Annotated in this window: 23 protein-coding genes; 6 read left to right on the top strand and 17 right to left on the bottom strand. The window is 27.5% G+C overall.

What is annotated here, in order from left to right; genetic code table 11:
* Nucleotides 1-35: 35 nt before the first annotated feature.
* Nucleotides 36-638: a urate hydroxylase PuuD gene (locus AC5SLZ_RS02855; RefSeq protein ID WP_494616100.1), complete on the top strand. Its 603-nt coding sequence runs from the start codon at nucleotides 36-38 to the stop codon at nucleotides 636-638.
* 8 nt (nucleotides 639-646) lie between these two features.
* Here AC5SLZ_RS02855 and AC5SLZ_RS02850 read toward each other — a convergent pair whose 3' ends face one another.
* Genes AC5SLZ_RS02850 through AC5SLZ_RS02785 form a run of 14 tightly spaced genes read right to left on the bottom strand, consistent with a single transcriptional unit; the run spans nucleotide 647 to nucleotide 13,417 of the window.
* Entirely contained in the window at nucleotides 647-2,605 is a 1,959-nt protein-coding gene (locus tag AC5SLZ_RS02850; protein WP_494616099.1) for an acetoacetate--CoA ligase, read from the bottom strand.
* Nucleotides 2,606-2,634: 29 nt separating this feature from the next.
* A complete protein-coding gene (gene secF / locus AC5SLZ_RS02845) occupies nucleotides 2,635-3,525 on the bottom strand; it encodes a protein translocase subunit SecF (RefSeq protein WP_494616097.1) in 891 nt (296 codons plus the stop codon).
* A complete protein-coding gene (gene secD, locus AC5SLZ_RS02840) occupies nucleotides 3,525-5,078 on the bottom strand; it encodes a protein translocase subunit SecD (protein WP_494616096.1) in 1,554 nt (517 codons plus the stop codon). The genes secF and secD overlap by 1 nt, the downstream gene beginning before the upstream one ends.
* Nucleotides 5,079-5,092: 14 nt before the next feature.
* Nucleotides 5,093-5,380: a preprotein translocase subunit YajC gene (gene yajC, locus AC5SLZ_RS02835; protein WP_494616094.1), complete on the bottom strand. Its 288-nt coding sequence runs from the start codon at nucleotides 5,378-5,380 to the stop codon at nucleotides 5,093-5,095.
* 55 nt (nucleotides 5,381-5,435) lie between these two features.
* Complete coding sequence (serS, locus tag AC5SLZ_RS02830) at nucleotides 5,436-6,695, bottom strand: serine--tRNA ligase (protein WP_494616093.1); 1,260 nt, start codon at nucleotides 6,693-6,695, stop codon at nucleotides 5,436-5,438.
* Nucleotides 6,688-7,458 (bottom strand): twin-arginine translocase subunit TatC, encoded by a 771-nt coding sequence (gene tatC, locus AC5SLZ_RS02825; protein WP_494616092.1) that lies wholly within the window; start codon nucleotides 7,456-7,458, stop codon nucleotides 6,688-6,690. The genes serS and tatC overlap by 8 nt, the downstream gene beginning before the upstream one ends.
* A complete protein-coding gene (tatB, locus tag AC5SLZ_RS02820; protein WP_028037012.1) occupies nucleotides 7,451-7,666 on the bottom strand; it encodes a Sec-independent protein translocase protein TatB in 216 nt (71 codons plus the stop codon). Before tatB ends, tatC begins: the two co-directional genes overlap by 8 nt.
* A gap of 5 nt (nucleotides 7,667-7,671) precedes the next feature.
* Nucleotides 7,672-7,872 (bottom strand): twin-arginine translocase TatA/TatE family subunit, encoded by a 201-nt coding sequence (tatA, locus tag AC5SLZ_RS02815; protein ID WP_028037013.1) that lies wholly within the window; start codon nucleotides 7,870-7,872, stop codon nucleotides 7,672-7,674.
* Between the two features lie 43 nt (nucleotides 7,873-7,915).
* A complete protein-coding gene (scpB, locus tag AC5SLZ_RS02810) occupies nucleotides 7,916-8,620 on the bottom strand; it encodes an SMC-Scp complex subunit ScpB (RefSeq protein ID WP_028037014.1) in 705 nt (234 codons plus the stop codon).
* Complete coding sequence (locus AC5SLZ_RS02805) at nucleotides 8,613-9,356, bottom strand: segregation and condensation protein A (RefSeq protein WP_028037015.1); 744 nt, start codon at nucleotides 9,354-9,356, stop codon at nucleotides 8,613-8,615. Before AC5SLZ_RS02805 ends, scpB begins: the two co-directional genes overlap by 8 nt.
* Nucleotides 9,357-9,365: 9 nt before the next feature.
* Nucleotides 9,366-10,316, bottom strand: coding sequence for a glycoside hydrolase family 3 N-terminal domain-containing protein (locus AC5SLZ_RS02800; protein ID WP_494616089.1), 951 nt, complete (start codon nucleotides 10,314-10,316; stop codon nucleotides 9,366-9,368).
* Nucleotides 10,309-10,569 carry a hypothetical protein gene (locus AC5SLZ_RS02795; protein ID WP_028037017.1) on the bottom strand — a complete coding sequence of 87 codons (261 nt, stop codon included), beginning with the start codon at nucleotides 10,567-10,569 and terminating at the stop codon, nucleotides 10,309-10,311. Before AC5SLZ_RS02795 ends, AC5SLZ_RS02800 begins: the two co-directional genes overlap by 8 nt.
* Nucleotides 10,569-12,302, bottom strand: coding sequence for an arginine--tRNA ligase (gene argS, locus AC5SLZ_RS02790; protein ID WP_494616088.1), 1,734 nt, complete (start codon nucleotides 12,300-12,302; stop codon nucleotides 10,569-10,571). The genes AC5SLZ_RS02795 and argS overlap by 1 nt, the downstream gene beginning before the upstream one ends.
* The gene (locus AC5SLZ_RS02785) at nucleotides 12,299-13,417 is read right to left on the bottom strand and encodes a deoxyguanosinetriphosphate triphosphohydrolase (RefSeq protein WP_494616086.1); all 1,119 of its coding nucleotides are present in this window, start codon (nucleotides 13,415-13,417) and stop codon (nucleotides 12,299-12,301) included. Before AC5SLZ_RS02785 ends, argS begins: the two co-directional genes overlap by 4 nt.
* Nucleotides 13,418-13,467: 50 nt before the next feature.
* Here AC5SLZ_RS02785 and AC5SLZ_RS02780 point away from each other — a divergent pair, with 50 nt between their 5' ends.
* Together AC5SLZ_RS02780 and xth are read left to right on the top strand one after the other, a co-directional pair.
* Complete coding sequence (locus AC5SLZ_RS02780) at nucleotides 13,468-13,785, top strand: HesB/IscA family protein (RefSeq protein WP_494616085.1); 318 nt, start codon at nucleotides 13,468-13,470, stop codon at nucleotides 13,783-13,785.
* A complete protein-coding gene (xth, locus tag AC5SLZ_RS02775; protein WP_494616084.1) occupies nucleotides 13,785-14,561 on the top strand; it encodes an exodeoxyribonuclease III in 777 nt (258 codons plus the stop codon). Before AC5SLZ_RS02780 ends, xth begins: the two co-directional genes overlap by 1 nt.
* On the opposite strand, the gene AC5SLZ_RS02770 is transcribed toward xth, so the two are convergent.
* Genes AC5SLZ_RS02770 through AC5SLZ_RS02760 form a run of 3 tightly spaced genes read right to left on the bottom strand, consistent with a single transcriptional unit; the run spans nucleotide 14,553 to nucleotide 16,397 of the window.
* Entirely contained in the window at nucleotides 14,553-15,551 is a 999-nt protein-coding gene (locus tag AC5SLZ_RS02770) for an Ldh family oxidoreductase (protein WP_494616083.1), read from the bottom strand. The genes xth and AC5SLZ_RS02770 overlap by 9 nt on opposite strands.
* 16 nt (nucleotides 15,552-15,567) lie before the next feature.
* A complete protein-coding gene (locus AC5SLZ_RS02765) occupies nucleotides 15,568-16,032 on the bottom strand; it encodes an MntP/YtaF family protein (protein ID WP_297681826.1) in 465 nt (154 codons plus the stop codon).
* Entirely contained in the window at nucleotides 16,032-16,397 is a 366-nt protein-coding gene (locus tag AC5SLZ_RS02760) for a transcriptional repressor (protein WP_494616081.1), read from the bottom strand. Before AC5SLZ_RS02760 ends, AC5SLZ_RS02765 begins: the two co-directional genes overlap by 1 nt.
* Nucleotides 16,398-16,491: 94 nt before the next feature.
* Here AC5SLZ_RS02760 and AC5SLZ_RS02755 point away from each other — a divergent pair, with 94 nt between their 5' ends.
* From AC5SLZ_RS02755 to AC5SLZ_RS02745, 3 genes are read left to right on the top strand one after another with little or no spacing between them, the layout of a single operon-like run.
* Nucleotides 16,492-17,376 (top strand): phytanoyl-CoA dioxygenase family protein, encoded by an 885-nt coding sequence (locus tag AC5SLZ_RS02755; protein WP_494616080.1) that lies wholly within the window; start codon nucleotides 16,492-16,494, stop codon nucleotides 17,374-17,376.
* A 58-nt stretch (nucleotides 17,377-17,434) separates the two neighbouring features.
* Nucleotides 17,435-17,656 carry a DUF6552 family protein gene (locus AC5SLZ_RS02750; RefSeq protein ID WP_494616079.1) on the top strand — a complete coding sequence of 74 codons (222 nt, stop codon included), beginning with the start codon at nucleotides 17,435-17,437 and terminating at the stop codon, nucleotides 17,654-17,656.
* A 13-nt stretch (nucleotides 17,657-17,669) separates the two neighbouring features.
* The gene (locus AC5SLZ_RS02745) at nucleotides 17,670-18,317 is read left to right on the top strand and encodes an aquaporin (protein ID WP_494616077.1); all 648 of its coding nucleotides are present in this window, start codon (nucleotides 17,670-17,672) and stop codon (nucleotides 18,315-18,317) included.
* Nucleotides 18,318-18,554 lie beyond the last annotated feature (237 nt).

Here is an 18,554-nt window from a genome sequence, read left to right as displayed (position 1 = left end):
ATTTCTGATAATTTAGTGTATAAATATTAAGAATCATGAGCAATTTATTATCATCACTACCTAAAACAATTCATGCATCACTTGCATTAGCTATATTGTTATTTTTTGCGCTATTTTATTTAAATGGTGGTTTTGCATTTGATACATTGTTTTGGAGTTGGTTATTCAGATATATTCATGTGACTGTTGCAATTATGTGGATTGGCTTACTTTGGTATTTTAACTTTGTACAAATTCCAAACATGGGCAAGATCCCTGATGAACAAAAACCAGCAATTGGTAAAGTCATTGCTCCTGCAGCTCTTTTCTATTTTAGATGGGCTGCCGCATTAACAGTATTATCTGGATTAATTTTAGCACATTTAAATGGGTATGGTCATGATGCTTTACTTTTAGGTATTAGATCTGAAGTACCAAAATATACGGCAATAGGTATTGGAATGTGGCTTGGAATAATTATGGCTTTTAATGTTTGGTTTGTAATTTGGCCAAATCAAAAAAGAGCATTAGGAATTGTTGAATGTGAACCAGATTTAAAAGCTAAATCTGCAAAAACTGCCATGCTATTTTCAAGAACTAATACACTACTTTCATTACCAATGTTACTTTCAATGGTAATTGCTCAAAATCTTTATTAATTTTTTAATTACCTTAAATCCTCTATATTTCTAAATTCTTTTAAGCATTCAGGATTTGCTAAAGCTTCTTTATTTTTAATCTTATTACCCTCAATAATATTTTTAACAGCTAGTTCTACAATTTTACCACTTTTAGTTCTTGGAATATCATTTACCTGAATTATTTTACTGGGAACATGTCTGGGAGATGCATTTTTTCTTATCTGTAGTTTTATTTTTTTTAATAAGTTTTCATTTAGTTCAAATTTTGAATTTAGAATTAAAAATAGAATAATCCTAATATCATTATCCCAAGATTGTCCAACAACTAAAGATTCTTTTATTTCTTTAAATTTTTCAACCTCAGAATATATTTCAGCTGTTCCAAGTCTTACTCCTCCAGGATTTAATGTTGTATCTGATCGACCAAAAATTATAAATCCATTTTTATTCGTAATTTTTGCGTAATCTCCATGATGCCAAATATTTTTATATTTACTAAAATATGCCTTTTTAAATTTTATATCATTTTTATCGTTCCAAAATTTTAAAGGCATTGAAGGAAAAGGATTAGCACAAACAAGTTCTCCTTTTTTGTTATAAATAGATTTACCTTTTTCGTTAAAAACACGTACATCCATACCCAGTCCTTTATTTTGGATCTCACCAGAATAAACAGATTGATATAAATTTCCTAAAACAAAACATGAAACAATATCGGTTCCACCTGAAATTGATGCTAAATGAACATTTTTCTTTATATTTTTGTATACATATTCAAAACTATCTTGCGATAAAGGGGAGCCTGTTGAACAAATAGTTCTTAATTTAGGTAATCTGTATAATTTCTTATAATCTTTGTTAATTTTTCGAAGTGTATCAATATATTTCGCGCTAATACCTAGTAACGTAATATTTTCCTTATTAGCTATTTTAAGAAGTAAGTCATCCTTTTTATACATCGGAGAACCATCAAACAAGACTATAGAAGCTTTCGAAGCTAAAACGGATACCAGCCAATTCCACATCATCCATCCACAAGTCGTAAAATAAAAAACATTATCATTTTCTTTAATATCACAATGAAGCTGATGTTCTTTTAGATGTTGTAGAAGTACACCACCTGTTTTATGGCAAATACATTTGGGTTTACCCGTAGTTCCACTAGAATATAAAATCGCTAACTCATGTTCAAAATCAAATTTTGTAAAACTTAATTTTTGACTATCTTGTTTAATTATATCTATCCAATTATATGTTTTGATTTTTTTATAATTAGGTAATTTTTTTACATGATTTTGACCTGGATAATTTGAAATAATTATATGTTTGATAGATGGTATTTTTTTAATAATCTCAGGTATTCTTTCCAAAACATTAATTCTTTTTCCATTATAAAAATATTCATTTGTCACAAATAAAACTTTTGGTTTTATTTGAGAAAATCTTTCAATTACTCCATTAATACCAAAATCGGGAGAACACGAAGACCATATTGATCCTATAGCAACAGTTCCTAAAAATGCTTCAACTGTCTCAGAAATATTTGGCATGTAGGCTACTACCCTATCCTTTGATTTAATCTTTAATTTTCGTAAAAAAATAGAAATTTTCTTAACGTTTGTATTTAATTCATTCCAAGTTTTAGTTTCGCGATATCCATTTTCACTAATAAAAGTTATTGCTTTTTTATTGTTATTTTTTGAAAGTAAATTTTCTGAAAAATTTAATTTTGAGTTTGATAAAAAAATATTTTTATAAAATTTAGAATTTTTTTTATAGCGAATTTTATCTTTGTGACCAATTACTTCGGAATAATCCCAAACACTGCTCCAAAAATTATCAGGATCTTTTACTGACCAATTATGTATTTTTTCATAATTTCTGTTAAATTTTTTATTAAATTTACTGGATATAAATTTTTCAAATTTAAATAAATTTGAATTTTTTTTTAAAATTTTTGATGGTTCCCAAAGTTTTTTATTCATTGAAAAATATTATCAAAGTATACTCAGATTTACTTTTGATCATCTTCTCTTAAAACAGTTTTTTGAGAAACTCTAAGTCTCACTAAAACAGTATTAGCAATATAAATTGATGAATAAGTACCAAAAACAACACCTAAAATCATTGCTAAAGAAAATCCTTTTAAAATTTCACCCCCAAAAAAGTAAATAGCTAATAAAGCTAGTAATGTTGTGACCGAAGTAATTATTGTTCTAGATAAAGTTTCATTAATTGAAATATTGGTTAGTTCAAAAATTTTAATATCAGAGTATTTTCTTAAATTTTCTCTAACACGATCAAAAATGACAACGGTGTCATTCATTGAGTACCCAACTATTGTTAAAACAGCAGCAATAATAGATAAATTAATTTCTAAACTAAATAATGAAAATACACCAAGAGTAACTATTACATCATGAAATAAGGCTAGAATTGCACCAAGACTAAATTGCCATTCAAATCTAATCCAAATATAAAATAACATTATTGCTAAAGATAATGAGATGGCTATTACACCAGATTTTAATAATTCTGCACTTACTTTTGGACCAACATTTTCAACTCTTCTAAAATTAAAATTATTACCAAATGATTTATCAAGATTAACCTTAATTTCTTCAATTATATTTTTTTTATTATCTTTATTCTCAAATTTGATTAAATAATCCTTATCATTACCAAACTTTTTAACAGATACGTCACCAAGACTCATTTGACTGAATTTATCTCTTAGTGAGCTAACATTTATTTTGTTATCTGAGGATCTTAATTCAATTAGTGTACCACCCTTAAAATCAATTCCAAAATTCAATCCCTTAAATACTAATAAAATTAATGAACAAACAATTAGTATTGTTGAAAGTAAATTAAAGTGATTGTAATATTTATTAAATGGTATCATTAAATTAACTTTTCCTTATTTCTATTTTTGGACACATAAATACTAGTGAATAATCTTGCGATGAAATAAACAGAAAATAGTGTTGTAAAAATTCCTATGCCAAGTGTAACAGAAAATCCCTTTATTGGGCCAGAACCCATAAAAAAAAGTATAATTGCGGCTAATAAAGTTGTTATGTTAGCATCGATTATTGCTGTTCTTGATTTAATATAACCGCTATCAAAAGCTAATATATTATTCTTTTCATCTTTAAGTTCTTCTTTAATTCTTTCAAATATTAAAACATTTGCATCAACTGCCATACCAACGGTTAAAATTATACCTGCTATACCTGGTAGAGTTAATGTTGCTTCAAATAAAGTTAATATTCCCAATAAAATAAATAAATTAATAATTAATGTTAAATTGGTGATAAGACCAAAGACTCTATATTTAACGAACATAAAAATTATAACCAAAAGAAAACCTATAGCTAAAGCAATCATGCCTGCATTTATAGAATCTTGACCCAAATCAGGACCTACAGTTCTTTCCTCAATAATGTTCAAAGGTGCAGGTAATGCACCTGATCTTAACAATAATGCTAAATCCGTTGCTGATTGAAATGTAAATCCACCACTAATTTGTCCAGAACCACTAGCAATAGTGTCTCTAATTACCGGTGCGCTTATAATTTTTCCATCTAGAACTATAGCAAGTTGTTTACCAATACCCGTAGATGTAGCCTTACCAAATCTTTTAGCGCCCACTCTATCTAAAGAAAAAGACACTACAGTTTGGTTATTTTGTGTATCCATTTGAGGCTGTGCATCTAAAAGGTTATCTCCACTTATTATTATACGTTTACTTACAGTTGCTTCATCTAATCCATCTTCATATTTTAATTTTTCAACTCCAAAACTATCGTTTTCATTGTTTGTAACAAATCTAAAAGTTAAATTAGCAGTTTTACCTAAAAGAGATTTTACCCTCATAGGATCATCTAAACCAGGAAGCTCGACTAGAATACGATTATTTCCTCTCTTTAAAATATTTGGTTCATTGGTTCCAACTTCGTCAATTCTTCTTCTAACAATTTCAATTGCCTGATCTTGGGAAGAGGTTTTCAAAGAAATTAAACCTTGTGTCGAAAAATTTACTTTCAGATTTAAACCCATATCTTCAATTTCTAACTGGTGTGATTTAAATCTTGGATAGTATGGATTTATATCACTATTTTCATCCATAAAAGTATCTAAAACTACTTGTTTACTTTGATCATCAACATTGAAGAATATTTTTTCATCTTCAATTTTAATATTATTAATTTTAATATTTTGATCTTTAAAATAATTTCTAATAGTCGTAGTTAAATTTTGAAGTTTTTGCTCAATAACTGGAGCGTTGTCAATTTCAAGTAGAAGGTATGATCCTCCTTGCAAGTCTAAACCTAAGTTAATTTTTTTATCAAAAAAATCATCATCGATTTTGAATAAATTTGTTAATGCAATTAAAACGAATAGAGATGAAAAAAGTGCTATAGATAAAATCCTTAACTTTGAAAAATAAAGCACTTTTCTTTAACTGATTATTTCTTAACTTCTTGAGTGTTTAAAAGACCTTGAACGCCTGTTGCTTTAATAATTTCAACTTTAACATTTTCAGCAATTTCAACTTCAATCTTATCGTTATCAATTAATCTTTCAACAGTACCAGTGATACCACCAGAAGTAATAACCTTGTCACCTCTTTTTAAGCCTTCAACCATTGCTTTGTGCTCTTTAACTTTTTTCTGTTGAGGTCTTATTAAGAAAAAATAAAAAATAACAAAAATTAAAATTAACGGTATAAATTGTCCTATTCCTGAACCTTCCATAAATCTCCTTATAAATAAGCTGAATTATTATACTATCTTAATAATGAAAACAACTTTAATTGAATGAAATAGTTTCTAAATTGTTCATATAAGGTCTTAAAACTTTTGGTACAACAATAGATCCATCTTTTTGCTGATAATTTTCTAAAACAGCAATTAATGTTCTGCCAACAGCAAGACCACTTCCATTAAGAGTGCCAACAAAATGAGTTTCTTTATTTTCAGCTTTATATCTAGTTTTCATTCTTAGTCCTTGAAATGTTGCACATGATGAACAAGAGGAAATTTCACGATATTTATTTTCTGAGGGTAGCCAAACTTCAATGTCATAAGTTTTCTCAGCACTAAAACCCATATCCCCTGAGCATAAAATGACTTTTCTATAGGGTAATTCTAATTTATCTAATATATCAGTAGCGCAGTTTGTCATTCTCTCTAACTCTTCTATACAATTTTCTTTTTCAACAATACTAACCATTTCAACTTTATAGAATTGATGTTGTCTAATCATTCCTTTGGTATCTTTTCCATAACTTCCGGCTTCTTTTCTAAAACAAGGTGTTGATGCAACAAATCTCATAGGTAAATCTTTACGATCTACAATTTTATCTTTAACTATATTTGTTAGTATAACTTCTGCTGTAGGTATTAAAAATTTTCTATCAGAACCTTCATCAAACTTAATTTCAAACTGATCATTTTCAAATTTTGGAAGTTGTCCAGTTCCAAACATAGTATTATCCGATGCAATTAAAGGAGGAGAAATTTCTTGATACTGATTTTGATTTACATGAGTATCAAGCATAAAATTTGATAAAGCTCTCTCCAATAAAGCTAATTTATTTTTTACAAAAACAAATCTTGATCCTGTAGTTTTAGTAGCAAGGTCAAAATCAAGCATATTTAATTTTTCACCTAGTACATAGTGTGATTTAGGCTTAAAATCAAAATCGGGAATTTTACCTGATTTAGAAATTTCTATATTGTCATTTTCATCTTTACCATTAGGCACATCAGAGTGAGGTATATTAGGAATATTTGATAATATATTATCTAATTCACTTTTTACATTTTTTTGGTTTTCGGAAATTTTTTCCAAATCTAAAGAAATTTCTTTTGATCTTTTAAACATTGCTTCGTCTTTAGATTTTGAAATATCTTTTTTTTCTTTTTCTAACGCTTCTTTTTTTTGAATTAATTCTCTATTTTGCTCATCTAGTTTTTGTAAATTTTTAAAATCTATATTTATTGCTCTTTTCTCAAGGGATTTAGCAAAAACATTAAAATCTTTTCTTATTTCTTTTATATTATGCATCAGTTTTTTCTAAATTTTTGTTCTCTATAAATTTTACTGAAAATATTGATAATTCATATAAAATTAATAATGGTATAGCTAAACCAATTTGAGTAATTGGATCAGGCGGAGTTAACAAGGCGGCTGCAGCAAAAATTATTACAACAACATATTTTCTTCTATCTTTTAAAAACTGACTATCAACAATTCCAACTCTAGCTAACAAGCTAAGCACTACAGGTAGTTGAAAACTTAATCCAAAGGCAAAAATAAGTTTCATAACAAGTGATAAATATTCATTAACTTTTGCCTCAAGTTGAATAGGCAAGTTTGTTGAAAGACCAGTACTTTCAAATGACAAGAAAAATTTAATGGCTAGTGGCATAATCAGATAATAAACTAGCATTCCTCCAAGCAGAAATAATATAGGAGTTAAGATTAAGTAAGGCATAATAGCAATTTTTTCATGCTTATATAAACCAGGTGCTATAAATTTCCATATTTGCATAAGAATAAATGGACAGGTTACAAAAAAAGCTGTGAAGAATGAAACTTTTAGATAAGTTAAAAAAGTTTCTTGAAGTGCTGTAAAGATTAATCTTCTTTCAGATCCATCGTCTTTTACCGCTTTAGCAAATGGATCTACTAAAAAACCGTATATATTTTCAGCAAAAAAATAACATCCTACAAAAAAAATAAATAAAAATAAAAAACTATGAATTAGTCTTTTTCTTAATTCAGTTAAATGACTTATAAAGCCACCTTCATTTTCTTCATTACTCATCTTTTTTGTTATCTTTTTTTATTTCATTAGTTTTTTCATCATCAATATCGATATTGGAAACTTCACTTTGAATATCATGTATGTATTTTTTGGCTGTACCAATCCAAGAACCAGCTTTTTTTAACATAACAGGAAAATCTTTAGGCCCAAGCACAATGATGGCTATACCAACAACAATTAAAATTTCAAACCAACCAATTGTAGGCATGTAATTTAATCTTTATTATTTGAGTCTTTATTTTCGTCGGAAATGTTCTTTGGCTCACTTTCGTCAGTAACATCTGACGCCATTCCTTTTTTGAAACTTTTTATGCCTTTAGCAACATCACCCATTAGACTCGATATTTTTCCTCGTCCAAATAATAAGACAACTAATATTACAACAATTGCTATTTGCCAAATTCCTATGCTCATAAAAACTTATAACCTTTTTATGATTGATTTTAAAGTTACTTTTTTAAGCATCTTTTTCATCTTCATTAAGAGTACTACTCAGCATTTCATCAATATTAGAATAGATATCCTCTTTTTTTTCATCTTGTTTTTCTCTAAAAAATTTACTTGAACCAAATATTGCATTGTCAACGCTGGAACTATCAATTAAGCCAGCAGCACCTAACTCGTCAACTGTTGGAAGATCTGATAACTTCTGCAAATTAAAATGACTTAAAAAACCATCAGTTGTTAAATATTGAATTGGTTTACCTGGTACATCTTTGCGGCCACCAGGCTTTACCCAATCCAATTCCATTAAAATTTCCAAAGTATTTGTTCCAAAAGCAACTCCACGTATTTCTTCTATTTCTGCCCTAGTAACAGGTTGGTGATAAACAATGATAGCCAAAGTTTCTATTGCTGCACGAGATAATTTTTTTTCAACAGTTTTTTCTTGGGTCATTAATGTTGATAATTTAGGTGATGTTCTAAAAGACCATTTATTTTTAATACAAACCAAATTTATACCTCTGCTAGAATATTCTAATTGTAATTTTTCCAAGGATTTAACTACATTTGCTTTCTTTGAAATTTTACTTTCAATTGTATCAACATCAAGAGGTTCAGCTGCTGCAAAAATTACAGCTTCAATTTCTTTTTCAAGATCAGTAATTTTAGATGGAAATTTTACTATATTATCTTTGATTACTTTTTCTTTTTTATTCATTGATTTCCCTTACATAAATATCATCAAATAAATTGTCTTGTTTTATTGATAGATTTCCTTCTTTTACTAATTCAAGAGATCCAGCAAATATTCCTGCTTTGCCAGTTTTTTTGTATTTTGAACCACTTTTAAAATTATTTGGTATTAGATCATTTATATTTTTCCAATCCATTAAATTACCAAGAAATTTTTTAATAGTTTTAATACCGTCTTCAGTAGTGAATACGGGTAATTTTGGAATACTCATGGTTTGGAAATCTTTGGTCATTACTATTGAAGAATAGGTTTTTAAAAGTTCAAATAAACTAACATTATATTCTGAACTATAAATAGATTTAATATTTCCTTTAATACCACGTGTTCTAATTTCTCTGCCCAGTCGATTTCTTTTAAGCATTTGTTCCGAAAGTAATCTAATAAGTTCCAATTTTTTAAGTTGTAATTTTAATTTATCTGCAACTTCTTGAACCTTAAATTCTTCCTCAGGTGTTCCAGGAAGTAATAGTTTAGATTTTAAATAGGCTAGCCAAGTAGCCATTAGTAAATATTCTGACGCTATTTCTAGGTTTAAATTTTTTTCATTAGTAATATAATCATGAAACTGATCTGCAAGTTTAGTTATTGATATTTCTTCTAAGTCAACTTTTTGAGCTTTTGCCAAATCTAGCAACACATCTAAAGGACCTTTATAATTATTAATATCAACTTTAAATAAAACAGAATCATTGTCAGACATAATCAAATATTAACTTAAAATTTTATAAAATTGTGATGTTTTTTTTAATATAAAGCTACTTATCAAGGGTGAATTTTCAGCAACAATCTTCATTTCATTAATATTTCCATTACAATGAAGTGCTATATTGCATCCAGATTCAAAAGTTTTGATTGTATTTTGTTTCATTTGGTTCTTTAAACTTTTCATTGATAGATCATCAGAAATTATAATATTTTTAAAACCTATATTATTTCTTATAAAGTGAATTACCGTTGATGAATGAGTTGCAGTATTAATTTTATCTAAACTTTTGTAAATAACGTGACCAGTCATAGCAAAGAGAGAATCTTTTTTTTTAAATGTGCTAAAATCATATTTTTTAAGATATTTAATAGATTTATTCACTACAGGAGTATAATTGTGACTATCTACTTTAGCTAAGCCATGACCGGGTATATGTTTAATTATTGTTCCAATAGAATTGTTTTTAAATAACTTTATGCATAAATCACCCATTTTAGAGACGGTGTTAACGTTACTAGAGAAGGATCGATCCCCAATCACATTGCTAGACCCTTTAACTCTTAGATCTAAAACAGGCACTGTATTAATATTTGCACCAATCAACTTTAATAAATGCGAAGTATTATCAATAAATAATTTATAAATAATATTAAGTTTCATTTTATCTTTCTCATAAAGATCACCAAAATATTTAGAAGTTAAATTATCAAAAGAAATGATATTACTTAATCTGTTAACTCTGCCACCTTCTTGATCAATTAATATTGGATAGTTTTTGTCTTTAAAAATTTTTCTTATACTGTCAGTTAAATTTTTGGCTTGTTTAATTGTCTTAATATTTCTTAAAAATAATATTACACCCCAGGGTTTATATTTATTTAAAAAAAATTTTTCACTATTGGATAATTTAAGTGACTTAATACCAACTACAAAGGCTCTCCTTTTTTTAATCATTTTCTACAAGTTTCCAAAAATTAAATTTTTTTTTCTTTTGTTTGTCTGTTTGTTTGACATATTCAATTACATTTTGTGTGTCATTTTTTAATAATGGTAATTTTTTGGAATAAATCTTAATTTTTTTATCAATATTTTGATAAGACCTATAAGAATTTTTTATATTTTCATCTGAAAAATAATACTTACCGGTTAAAAAAACAAACAGTAAAATGATAACTATAAATATTAAATATTTAATTTCTTTAAGCATTACATTTTTGATGGCGAAGCAACTCCAACTATATTCATTCCTGATTTGATAACATTTGCAATAGCTTTTAAGAAGATTAACTTATTATCAGAAATTTTTTTTTGTTCGTTAATAAATCTTTTTTCAGGAAACTGTTTACCTAAGTTCCAATAAGAATGAAATTCAGCTGCAAGTTCATATAAATAAATCGGTATGCGATGAGGTTCAAGTTTTGTACTAGCCACATCAACACATTTTGGCCATTCAGATATCTTCTTTAAAATTTTAATTTCATCAGCAGAATATTCGAAATTGTAATTATCTATATTAATATCTTTTTCTAAATCTTTATCTAAATGCCTAAAGACAGATGAAATTCTAGCATAACAATACTGCACATAATAAAGTGGGTTATCTTTAGATTTTTCTTTGACTGCATCAAAATCAAAATCTAGCTCAACATCACTACTTCTATTTAACATAATAAATCTAGTTGCATCTTTTCCAACTTCATCAATTAAATCATCAACAGTTATATAATCACCTTTTCTTTTGGACATCTTGAATGGCTTCTTGTCTTTAATTAATTTTACAAGCTGGCTAATTTTACAAATTAATTTTTTTTTAGTTCCAGATAATGCATCAACTGAGGAAGAAATTCTTTTTATATAGCCGGCATGATCTGCACCAAGTATATTAATTAAATAATCAAATTTACGATCTACTTTATTCTTATGGTATGCAACATCACTTGCAAAATAAGTCCAGGTGCCGTCAGATTTTTGTAAAGCTCTATCTTTATCATCACCAAAATCTGTTGATTTGAATAGCAATTGTTCTCTTTCTATCCAATCTTTTTTATCATCCCCTGCTGGTGCTTTAATTTTACCTTTGTATACAAAATCATTATCTTCTAAAAACTGAATTACAGTTTCAACTTCTTTATTTATAACAATACTTTTCTCACTAACAAAATTATCATGTTTAATACCAAGACTTTTAAGATTTTTTTTGATTAATAGTAAGGCTTGTTCAATCGAAAGTTCTGTTAATTTATCACTGACTTCATCATAATTTTCAAAATCCAAATTATTATTTGATAAAATAATATTATTTGCAAAATCTATTATATAATCTCCTGGATAAAGATCAGAATTATTAATTGGAAATTTTTCGTTAAATTTTATTTCACGTATTCTAGCAAAAACAGATTTGGTAAAATTAATGATCTGATTTCCATAATCGTTAACATAATATTCTTTGGTAACTTTATGATTATTAAATGTTAATAAATTAGAAATTACATCACCCAATATTGCACCACGACAATGACCGACATGTAAAGGCCCCGTTGGGTTTGCTGAAACAAACTCAACTAAATAGTTAAGTTTTTGCTCTTTATCATTAATACCAAATGTTTTTGAATTAATGATAATATTTTCTATAAAATTTGACCAAAAAATTGGTTTAAATTTAATATTAATAAAACCTGGCTTTACAACATCTATAGTTTGAATAAGCGGGTCCTTATCTTTTAGGATTGAAGATATTTTTAGAGCAAGGTCTAATGGAGATTTCTTATTTAATTTTGAAAGAACCATCCCAACATTTGTTGAAATATCGCAATCAAATTTAGAAGGTGGTATTTCTGCATTAATTCCATTGAACGTTTCTGGAATAACAAGTTCATCTTTATTATTTAAATCAACTATTACAGACTTTATCTTATCTAAATATAGATCAAAAATATTCATTTTAAATTATTATATAGGTTAATAGCATAACGATCCGTCATACCTGAAATAAAATCTGAAATAGCTCTAAATTTATCTTTAGTCAATTGATCTTTTGTTAGAAATTTTCTTGGATTTAATTTAATTTCACTAAATAACTTCTTAATAATAATTTTTCCTCTTTGATTTTTTCTTAATACAAGTTTGTTGTCATACATTTTGGTTCTTAAAAATAATCTAATTTCTTTTTCTGAACTATGAATTTTATCTGAAAAACAAACTATCTGTTGATTGGTCTTTGATATGTCTTTAAATGATTTTATTTTAAGATCTTTCAAGTTCTTTTGAGTATTTGCTAATAGATCTCTAATCATTAAATCAATCGAGTCTCTGATAATTTGATAAGTTGCTATTTTATAATTATTTTTATTAATTTTTTTTTTATATTTAAGATAAATTGATTTAAAAAAACCTATCTCAATGAGCTCCTCTAGTTTAAACAAATCAGCGTTAATTCCATCCTGAATATCATGATTATTATAAGCAATATCATCTGATATTGCTGAAATTTGCGATTCCAAAGAAGGATATGTTTTAAAATTGATTTTTCTTTTAAATGTTTTAGGTCCAATTAATTTGTTCATTAAATCAGTATCTTCAACTGGTCCATTATGTTTTAAAAGTCCTTCTAAAGTTTCAATTGATAAATTAAGACCTTTGAATTTGAAATATTTATTCTCTAAAAACATAACAATTCTTAAAGTTTGTAAATTATGATCAAATCCACCATAATTTTCCATACATTCATCTAGAGCATCTTCACCAGCATGTCCAAAAGGTGTGTGTCCTAAATCATGAGCTAGACTTAATGTTTCTGTTAAGTCCTCATTTAAATTAAGATATTTAGCTATAGATCTAGCAATTTGAGCAACTTCAATTGAATGGGTAATTCTTGTTCTAAAATGATCACCTTCAGTATTTACAAAAACTTGAGTTTTGTGTTTTAGTCTTCTAAATGACGCACTGTGAATTATTCGATCTCTATCTCTTTGAAATGGTGATCTGTATTTTGAAGTAGGTTCATTATTTAGTCTACCCTTACTTTTAAATACGCCTAATTGTGAGTGTTTTTTCATCCTTTAATTTAAATAATTAAGTACTATATTAGTAATATCAGTGTTCAGACATGATTAAAGAAATTAAATTTACCGATAATGCTTTAAAACAAATACAAAATTTGTTGTCTAAAAAAGACGAAGGTTCTTTTTTTAGAATCGCAATTAAAGGTGGTGGCTGTTCAGGCTTTCAATATGAATTTACATTTGAACAATCAAAAAATGAAGATGATTTAATATTTAAAAATATTTTAATTGATAAAACTTCAGCTGACTTATTAAAAGATTCAGAAGTTGATTATGTTTCAGAGCTGATGGGAGAATCTTTTAAAATATCTAATCCACAAACAAAATCTTCATGTGGTTGTGGTGTTTCTTTTTCACTTTAATGATTATTTCATCTTGGAATGTAAATTCAGTCAGAGCTAGAATTGAAAATATTAAAAGCTATTTACTAAAATACAAACCTGATGTTTTAATGATGCAAGAGATTAAAACTGAAGATGTTAATTTTCCTTATGATGATTTCTCAGCAATGGATTATGAAAGTCATGTTTTTGGTCAAAAAAGTTATAATGGTGTTGCAATTATTTCAAAAAAAAAACTAAAAAATATTAGAACAGACTTAATTAAAGACAAACTTAAACAATCTAGAATTATTTCTGCTGATGTAGAGTATAAAAAAAAGAATATTCAATTAATAAATATTTATACTCCAAATGGAAACCCTGTAGATACAGAAAAATATGCTTATAAAAAAGACTGGATGGATCAATTAATTAAACAACTAAAATCATTATCTAAGAAAAATTCTAATATAATACTTGCAGGTGACTTTAATGTTATTCCAGCTGCTGAAGATGTATACAATATTAAAAGTTTCGAAGATGATGCTTTATATCGCCTTGAAATTAGAAAAAAATTTCGAGAAATGTTAAATCTAGGTTTTAATGATGTTTACAGACATTTTAATGAAGATAAAGAGGGTTATACATTTTGGGACTATATGAGAGGAGCGTGGCAAAAAAATAATGGTATGCGTATAGATCACTTTTTAGTTTCAAATTCCTTAATAGATTTTATAAAAGATATAAATATTAATAAAGATCCTCGTGGAAGGGAAAAACCTTCAGATCACACACCTATTGAAATTAAATTAGCTTAAAGACTTAATTTTATTAACCAGTTCCTCATTAATGTTTCTAGGACCTCTATCTAGTCTGTTTTTATGTCTTCTTTCACCAGGTAATCTTACTTCACCCATTGATTTCATTTTTTCAAAAAATTCTTCAGCATGTTTTTGCCAGCTAGTTCCTGCGGTTTTATCAGGACATATAGCAAGAATAAACTCACCACCACTTGGCGGACCACCATCATTATTATCTTTTGCAGCTGTCTCATAACTAAAATTATCACCAACTAAAGCACCAGCTAATAATTCAACCATCATCGCTATAGCAGAACCTTTATATCCACCAAAAGGTAATAACACTCCTCCATCAGCTATTTCACCTGGATCTGTTGTTTCTTTTCCATCTTTTGTAAGTCCTGTTCCTAGTGGAACTTTGTGCCCTTCTCTTTTAGCAACTTGAACTTCACCCATTGCCATAGAAGCTGTTGCCATATCATAAACTACAGGAGTTGTTCCTGGTCTAGGCCAAGCAAATGAAATTGGGTTCGTTCCAAATAAGGGTTTAATAGCTCCAGCTGGAGCAACTGCTGGCTTATAAGAGGTGCATGCAAAAGCAACTAAACCATTTTCAGCTAATTTTTCAGTTTCAGGCCACATAGCAGCCATATGATGAGAATTGTTAATAGCTAAAACTGCAACACCATTTTCTTTTGCAGCTTTACTTAATTCAGGCAAACCTTTGCTTAAAACAACTGGTGCTAAAGAATTATTACCTTGAACTTTAATTACTGATGGAGAAATCCTTTTAACTTCAGGTTTACCTTTTCCATTAATCTTACCACTTTTTAAACCTGAAACATAAGCGGGTAATCTAAATAATCCATGAGAAACTGAACCATCTCTTTCGGCATTTCTTATCAAGTCAGATAAAATACTTGCAGTCTCATCGTCACATCCATTAGCAAGTAATGTTTTTTTTGCTAAATCAAAAATTTCATCTAATGTTAGGGGAATTGTACTCATTCCCCTATTAGATATTTTATTTATGTTTGGTTTTCAAATCTTTTTTTAGATCTTCATGATCACCTACAACAGTGTGATACTGACTTTTTGTTACATATTTTTCTAAAAAAGGTACAGCTAACAAAGGTAAAAACCCACCAAGAACAATTCCATATGCTGCACTTTTAAGATTTGGATCAGCTAATGCTGCAATAAAGTCAGCTATAATATGAGCTAAAACTATTCCAACTATTCCTGCTATAGCTCCATTCGAAATAACTTTCAAAAAACGGTTAATACTCCATCCTGAGTAAAAACCTATCAGTGGAATTAAAGTATGAATGAACCCAAAAACAAAACCTCTTAAAATTCCATGTTCTTCAACTAGTTCTTCTAAAAAATGAAGAAATTCAGGCAGATCATGAGAATGACCTTCAGCAGCCTGAAGATATGTAAAACTAAATATAGATGCTGTTATCGATAATATTGTTATTTTCTTCATTAATTGCACTCCTTACAAGTTGTTAAAACCTCCATCTTAAAAGTACTAAAATCGTACTTTTTAATATTATTTTTTTTAAAGAAATCTAAAAAGATATTTGATTTAAGTTCTTCAGTGTCACCACATTTTTTGCAAATAGCTATAGCAGTATTATGATTATCTTCATGCGTATGATTACACAAAATATAGGTTTTTGTTTGATTAGATTTATGAATTCTCTCTTCACTAATTAAACTATCTAATGCTCTATAAACAGTCATAGCTTGTGTTTTTTTAATCTTTTGAAGTTTATCTAGAATTTCATAAGCAGTTAAATGCTTAGATGATTTTTTAATTATAGTAAAAACTAATTGTTTATTTGACATATTGTTATGTTATAACATAACATATTTTTGTCAATACTTTAATTAAAAAAATACAATTGTTTTAAGTAAATATATTTGATTATAATGATTGAATATGAGTAGAAATTTGGAATTTTTCAAAAGAAATGGTTATCTTGTAAAAGAAAATTTAATTGATCAGAGTTTTATCAGAAAAATTAATAAAATTGTAAGCGAGGTTATTTCAAAAGAAAAAAAGAAGAAACATAAAGTTAATGGAACCCAGTCTTACAATAATTATCATTTTGTATACAACTCAAGTAATTCAAAAAATAAAGAAATTTTAAGACTAAATAACCCTCAAAACAGACATAGAATCTTCTATGAACTATCTAGAAATAAAAAAATAATATCTATAGCTAAAAAATTATTAGGAGGAACAGTTAGATTTCATCTAGGTAAATTAAATTTTAAACTACCAAATAAGAAAAAAGGAAGTGAAATTGGATGGCATCAAGATTGGGCTTTTTACCCACATACCAATGATGATTTAATCACAGTTGGTATATATTTGGATGATTGCTATGAAAAAAATGGCCCTCTTAAAATAATTAAGAATTCACACAAAAAGAAATTGTACAGTCATCACAATAAAGAAAATTATTTTGTTGGAAAAATAGATACTAAAAAAAATAAAATTGGAGCAAATAATAGTGTTTCCATAACCGGAACTGCTGGAACAGTTGTTTTTTTTCATTGCAGATCAGTTCATGGTTCTGGACACAATCTAATGGACAACTCAAGACCATTAATTCTATTTGGTTACAGAGCTTGTGATGCATGGCCATTAATTAATGATGGAAATCCTCATCCAGAGGTAGATTTAGATAATTATGATAAAAATATTATTGTAGGAAATAAGTCAATAAAACCAAGATTAACCAAAGTTCCAACAATAATTCCACTGCCTAAGAAGAAACATTATGTTTCAATTTACGAACTTCAAAAGAGTAAAAATTAATAAGTCAGATTACTGGTAAATTGTAACAAATCTTAACAAACTTAACTATAAGGAGATCATGTTTATTAAAAAATATCTAAAATGGATTAGTACTGCTCTGGTTTTAACAGGGATTTTATTAACTAATTTAAATATCTACCCAATTAATATTTACTTTCATGGCTTAGGAGTAGTTGGTTGGACTGTTGCAGGGTTTTTATCCAAAGATAAAGCAATATTAACTAATTTTGGTTTGCAAATACCATTATTCTTAATTGGAATTTATAAGATTATAATTTAATTATTATTAGGTTATGAAGAATAGAATTTTCATTGGTGAATTTATAGGTAGTTGTTTTTTAGTAATGATTATTGTTGGCTCAGGAATAATGGCTGAAAACCTTACAAATGATAATGCTTTAAGACTTACGGCAAATACACTTGCTACTGGTGCAGGGTTGTTTGTCTTAATAACTGCTTTTGCTGATATTTCGGGTGCTCACTTCAATCCTTTTGTAAGTTTAGCAATGTACTTAACTAAAAAAATTAAAGGAAAACTTTTAATTACATACATTCCGGCTCAAATATTTGGGTGCTTATTAGGTGTAATGCTAGCTAATGTATTTTTTGAACATAATATAATTGAATTATCTACGAAAAACAGAGATGGCTTTAATATATTTCTAGCAGAAATTGTAGCAACTTTTGGTTTGGTGTTCATTATTTTTACAACCTTAAAAGATGGTAAAACAACAGTTGCAGCTTGTGTTGCAACTTATATTACGGCTGGTTATTGGTTTACTTCATCAACATCTTTTGCAAATCCTGCAGTAGCAATAGCAAGAACATTTACAGAATCGTTTACTGGTATTAATTATCTTAATACACCAACCTATATAATTGCAGAATTAATTGGTGCGTTAGTTGCTGTGTTATTAATAAAAAAATTACTTTTAAAGTAGACAAAATATTTCAATAATGTAATCAGGATGAATCTACCCTTCTTAAAAATACTTAGTTAAATTCTCTATATATACAAAAACTTTAATTAATATAATTATTGATGAATCAACTCATCTCAAAAAATATAAGTAAATTTACCTATAGATTAATCCTCACTCACAGATTAAATCGACCTTAAGATTAAGAATCGTTCGAAATGGAAAATAATAAAGATAAATAAATAATAGGAAAAATAA

The sequence above is a fragment of the Candidatus Pelagibacter sp. PS_06 genome, from assembly GCF_059418045.1.
Note: the sequence above shows the minus strand (reverse complement) of the source record. Positions and strands in the feature narration are given on the sequence as shown.

Coding starts and splice junctions, on each gene's coding strand:
- AC5SLZ_RS02795 (WP_028037017.1), bottom strand. CDS start 10,569: ATGCTTAAAGAAATTAAATATTTAATATTTATAGTTATCATTTTACTG.
- AC5SLZ_RS02760 (WP_494616081.1), bottom strand. CDS start 16,397: ATGTCAAATAAACAATTAGTTTTTACTATAATTAAAAAATCATCTAAG.
- serS (WP_494616093.1), bottom strand. CDS start 6,695: ATGCATAATATAAAAGAAATAAGAAAAGATTTTAATGTTTTTGCTAAA.
- scpB (WP_028037014.1), bottom strand. CDS start 8,620: ATGAATAAAAAAGAAAAAGTAATCAAAGATAATATAGTAAAATTTCCA.
- AC5SLZ_RS02755 (WP_494616080.1), top strand. CDS start 16,492: ATGAGTAGAAATTTGGAATTTTTCAAAAGAAATGGTTATCTTGTAAAA.
- AC5SLZ_RS02770 (WP_494616083.1), bottom strand. CDS start 15,551: ATGAGTACAATTCCCCTAACATTAGATGAAATTTTTGATTTAGCAAAA.
- AC5SLZ_RS02780 (WP_494616085.1), top strand. CDS start 13,468: ATGATTAAAGAAATTAAATTTACCGATAATGCTTTAAAACAAATACAA.
- AC5SLZ_RS02855 (WP_494616100.1), top strand. CDS start 36: ATGAGCAATTTATTATCATCACTACCTAAAACAATTCATGCATCACTT.
- AC5SLZ_RS02750 (WP_494616079.1), top strand. CDS start 17,435: ATGTTTATTAAAAAATATCTAAAATGGATTAGTACTGCTCTGGTTTTA.
- tatB (WP_028037012.1), bottom strand. CDS start 7,666: ATGCCTACAATTGGTTGGTTTGAAATTTTAATTGTTGTTGGTATAGCC.
- argS (WP_494616088.1), bottom strand. CDS start 12,302: ATGAATATTTTTGATCTATATTTAGATAAGATAAAGTCTGTAATAGTT.
- secF (WP_494616097.1), bottom strand. CDS start 3,525: ATGATACCATTTAATAAATATTACAATCACTTTAATTTACTTTCAACA.
- AC5SLZ_RS02850 (WP_494616099.1), bottom strand. CDS start 2,605: ATGAATAAAAAACTTTGGGAACCATCAAAAATTTTAAAAAAAAATTCA.
- tatA (WP_028037013.1), bottom strand. CDS start 7,872: ATGAGCATAGGAATTTGGCAAATAGCAATTGTTGTAATATTAGTTGTC.
- yajC (WP_494616094.1), bottom strand. CDS start 5,380: ATGGAAGGTTCAGGAATAGGACAATTTATACCGTTAATTTTAATTTTT.
- tatC (WP_494616092.1), bottom strand. CDS start 7,458: ATGAGTAATGAAGAAAATGAAGGTGGCTTTATAAGTCATTTAACTGAA.
- AC5SLZ_RS02745 (WP_494616077.1), top strand. CDS start 17,670: ATGAAGAATAGAATTTTCATTGGTGAATTTATAGGTAGTTGTTTTTTA.
- AC5SLZ_RS02805 (WP_028037015.1), bottom strand. CDS start 9,356: ATGTCTGACAATGATTCTGTTTTATTTAAAGTTGATATTAATAATTAT.
- AC5SLZ_RS02785 (WP_494616086.1), bottom strand. CDS start 13,417: ATGAAAAAACACTCACAATTAGGCGTATTTAAAAGTAAGGGTAGACTA.
- AC5SLZ_RS02765 (WP_297681826.1), bottom strand. CDS start 16,032: ATGAAGAAAATAACAATATTATCGATAACAGCATCTATATTTAGTTTT.
- AC5SLZ_RS02800 (WP_494616089.1), bottom strand. CDS start 10,316: ATGATTAAAAAAAGGAGAGCCTTTGTAGTTGGTATTAAGTCACTTAAA.
- xth (WP_494616084.1), top strand. CDS start 13,785: ATGATTATTTCATCTTGGAATGTAAATTCAGTCAGAGCTAGAATTGAA.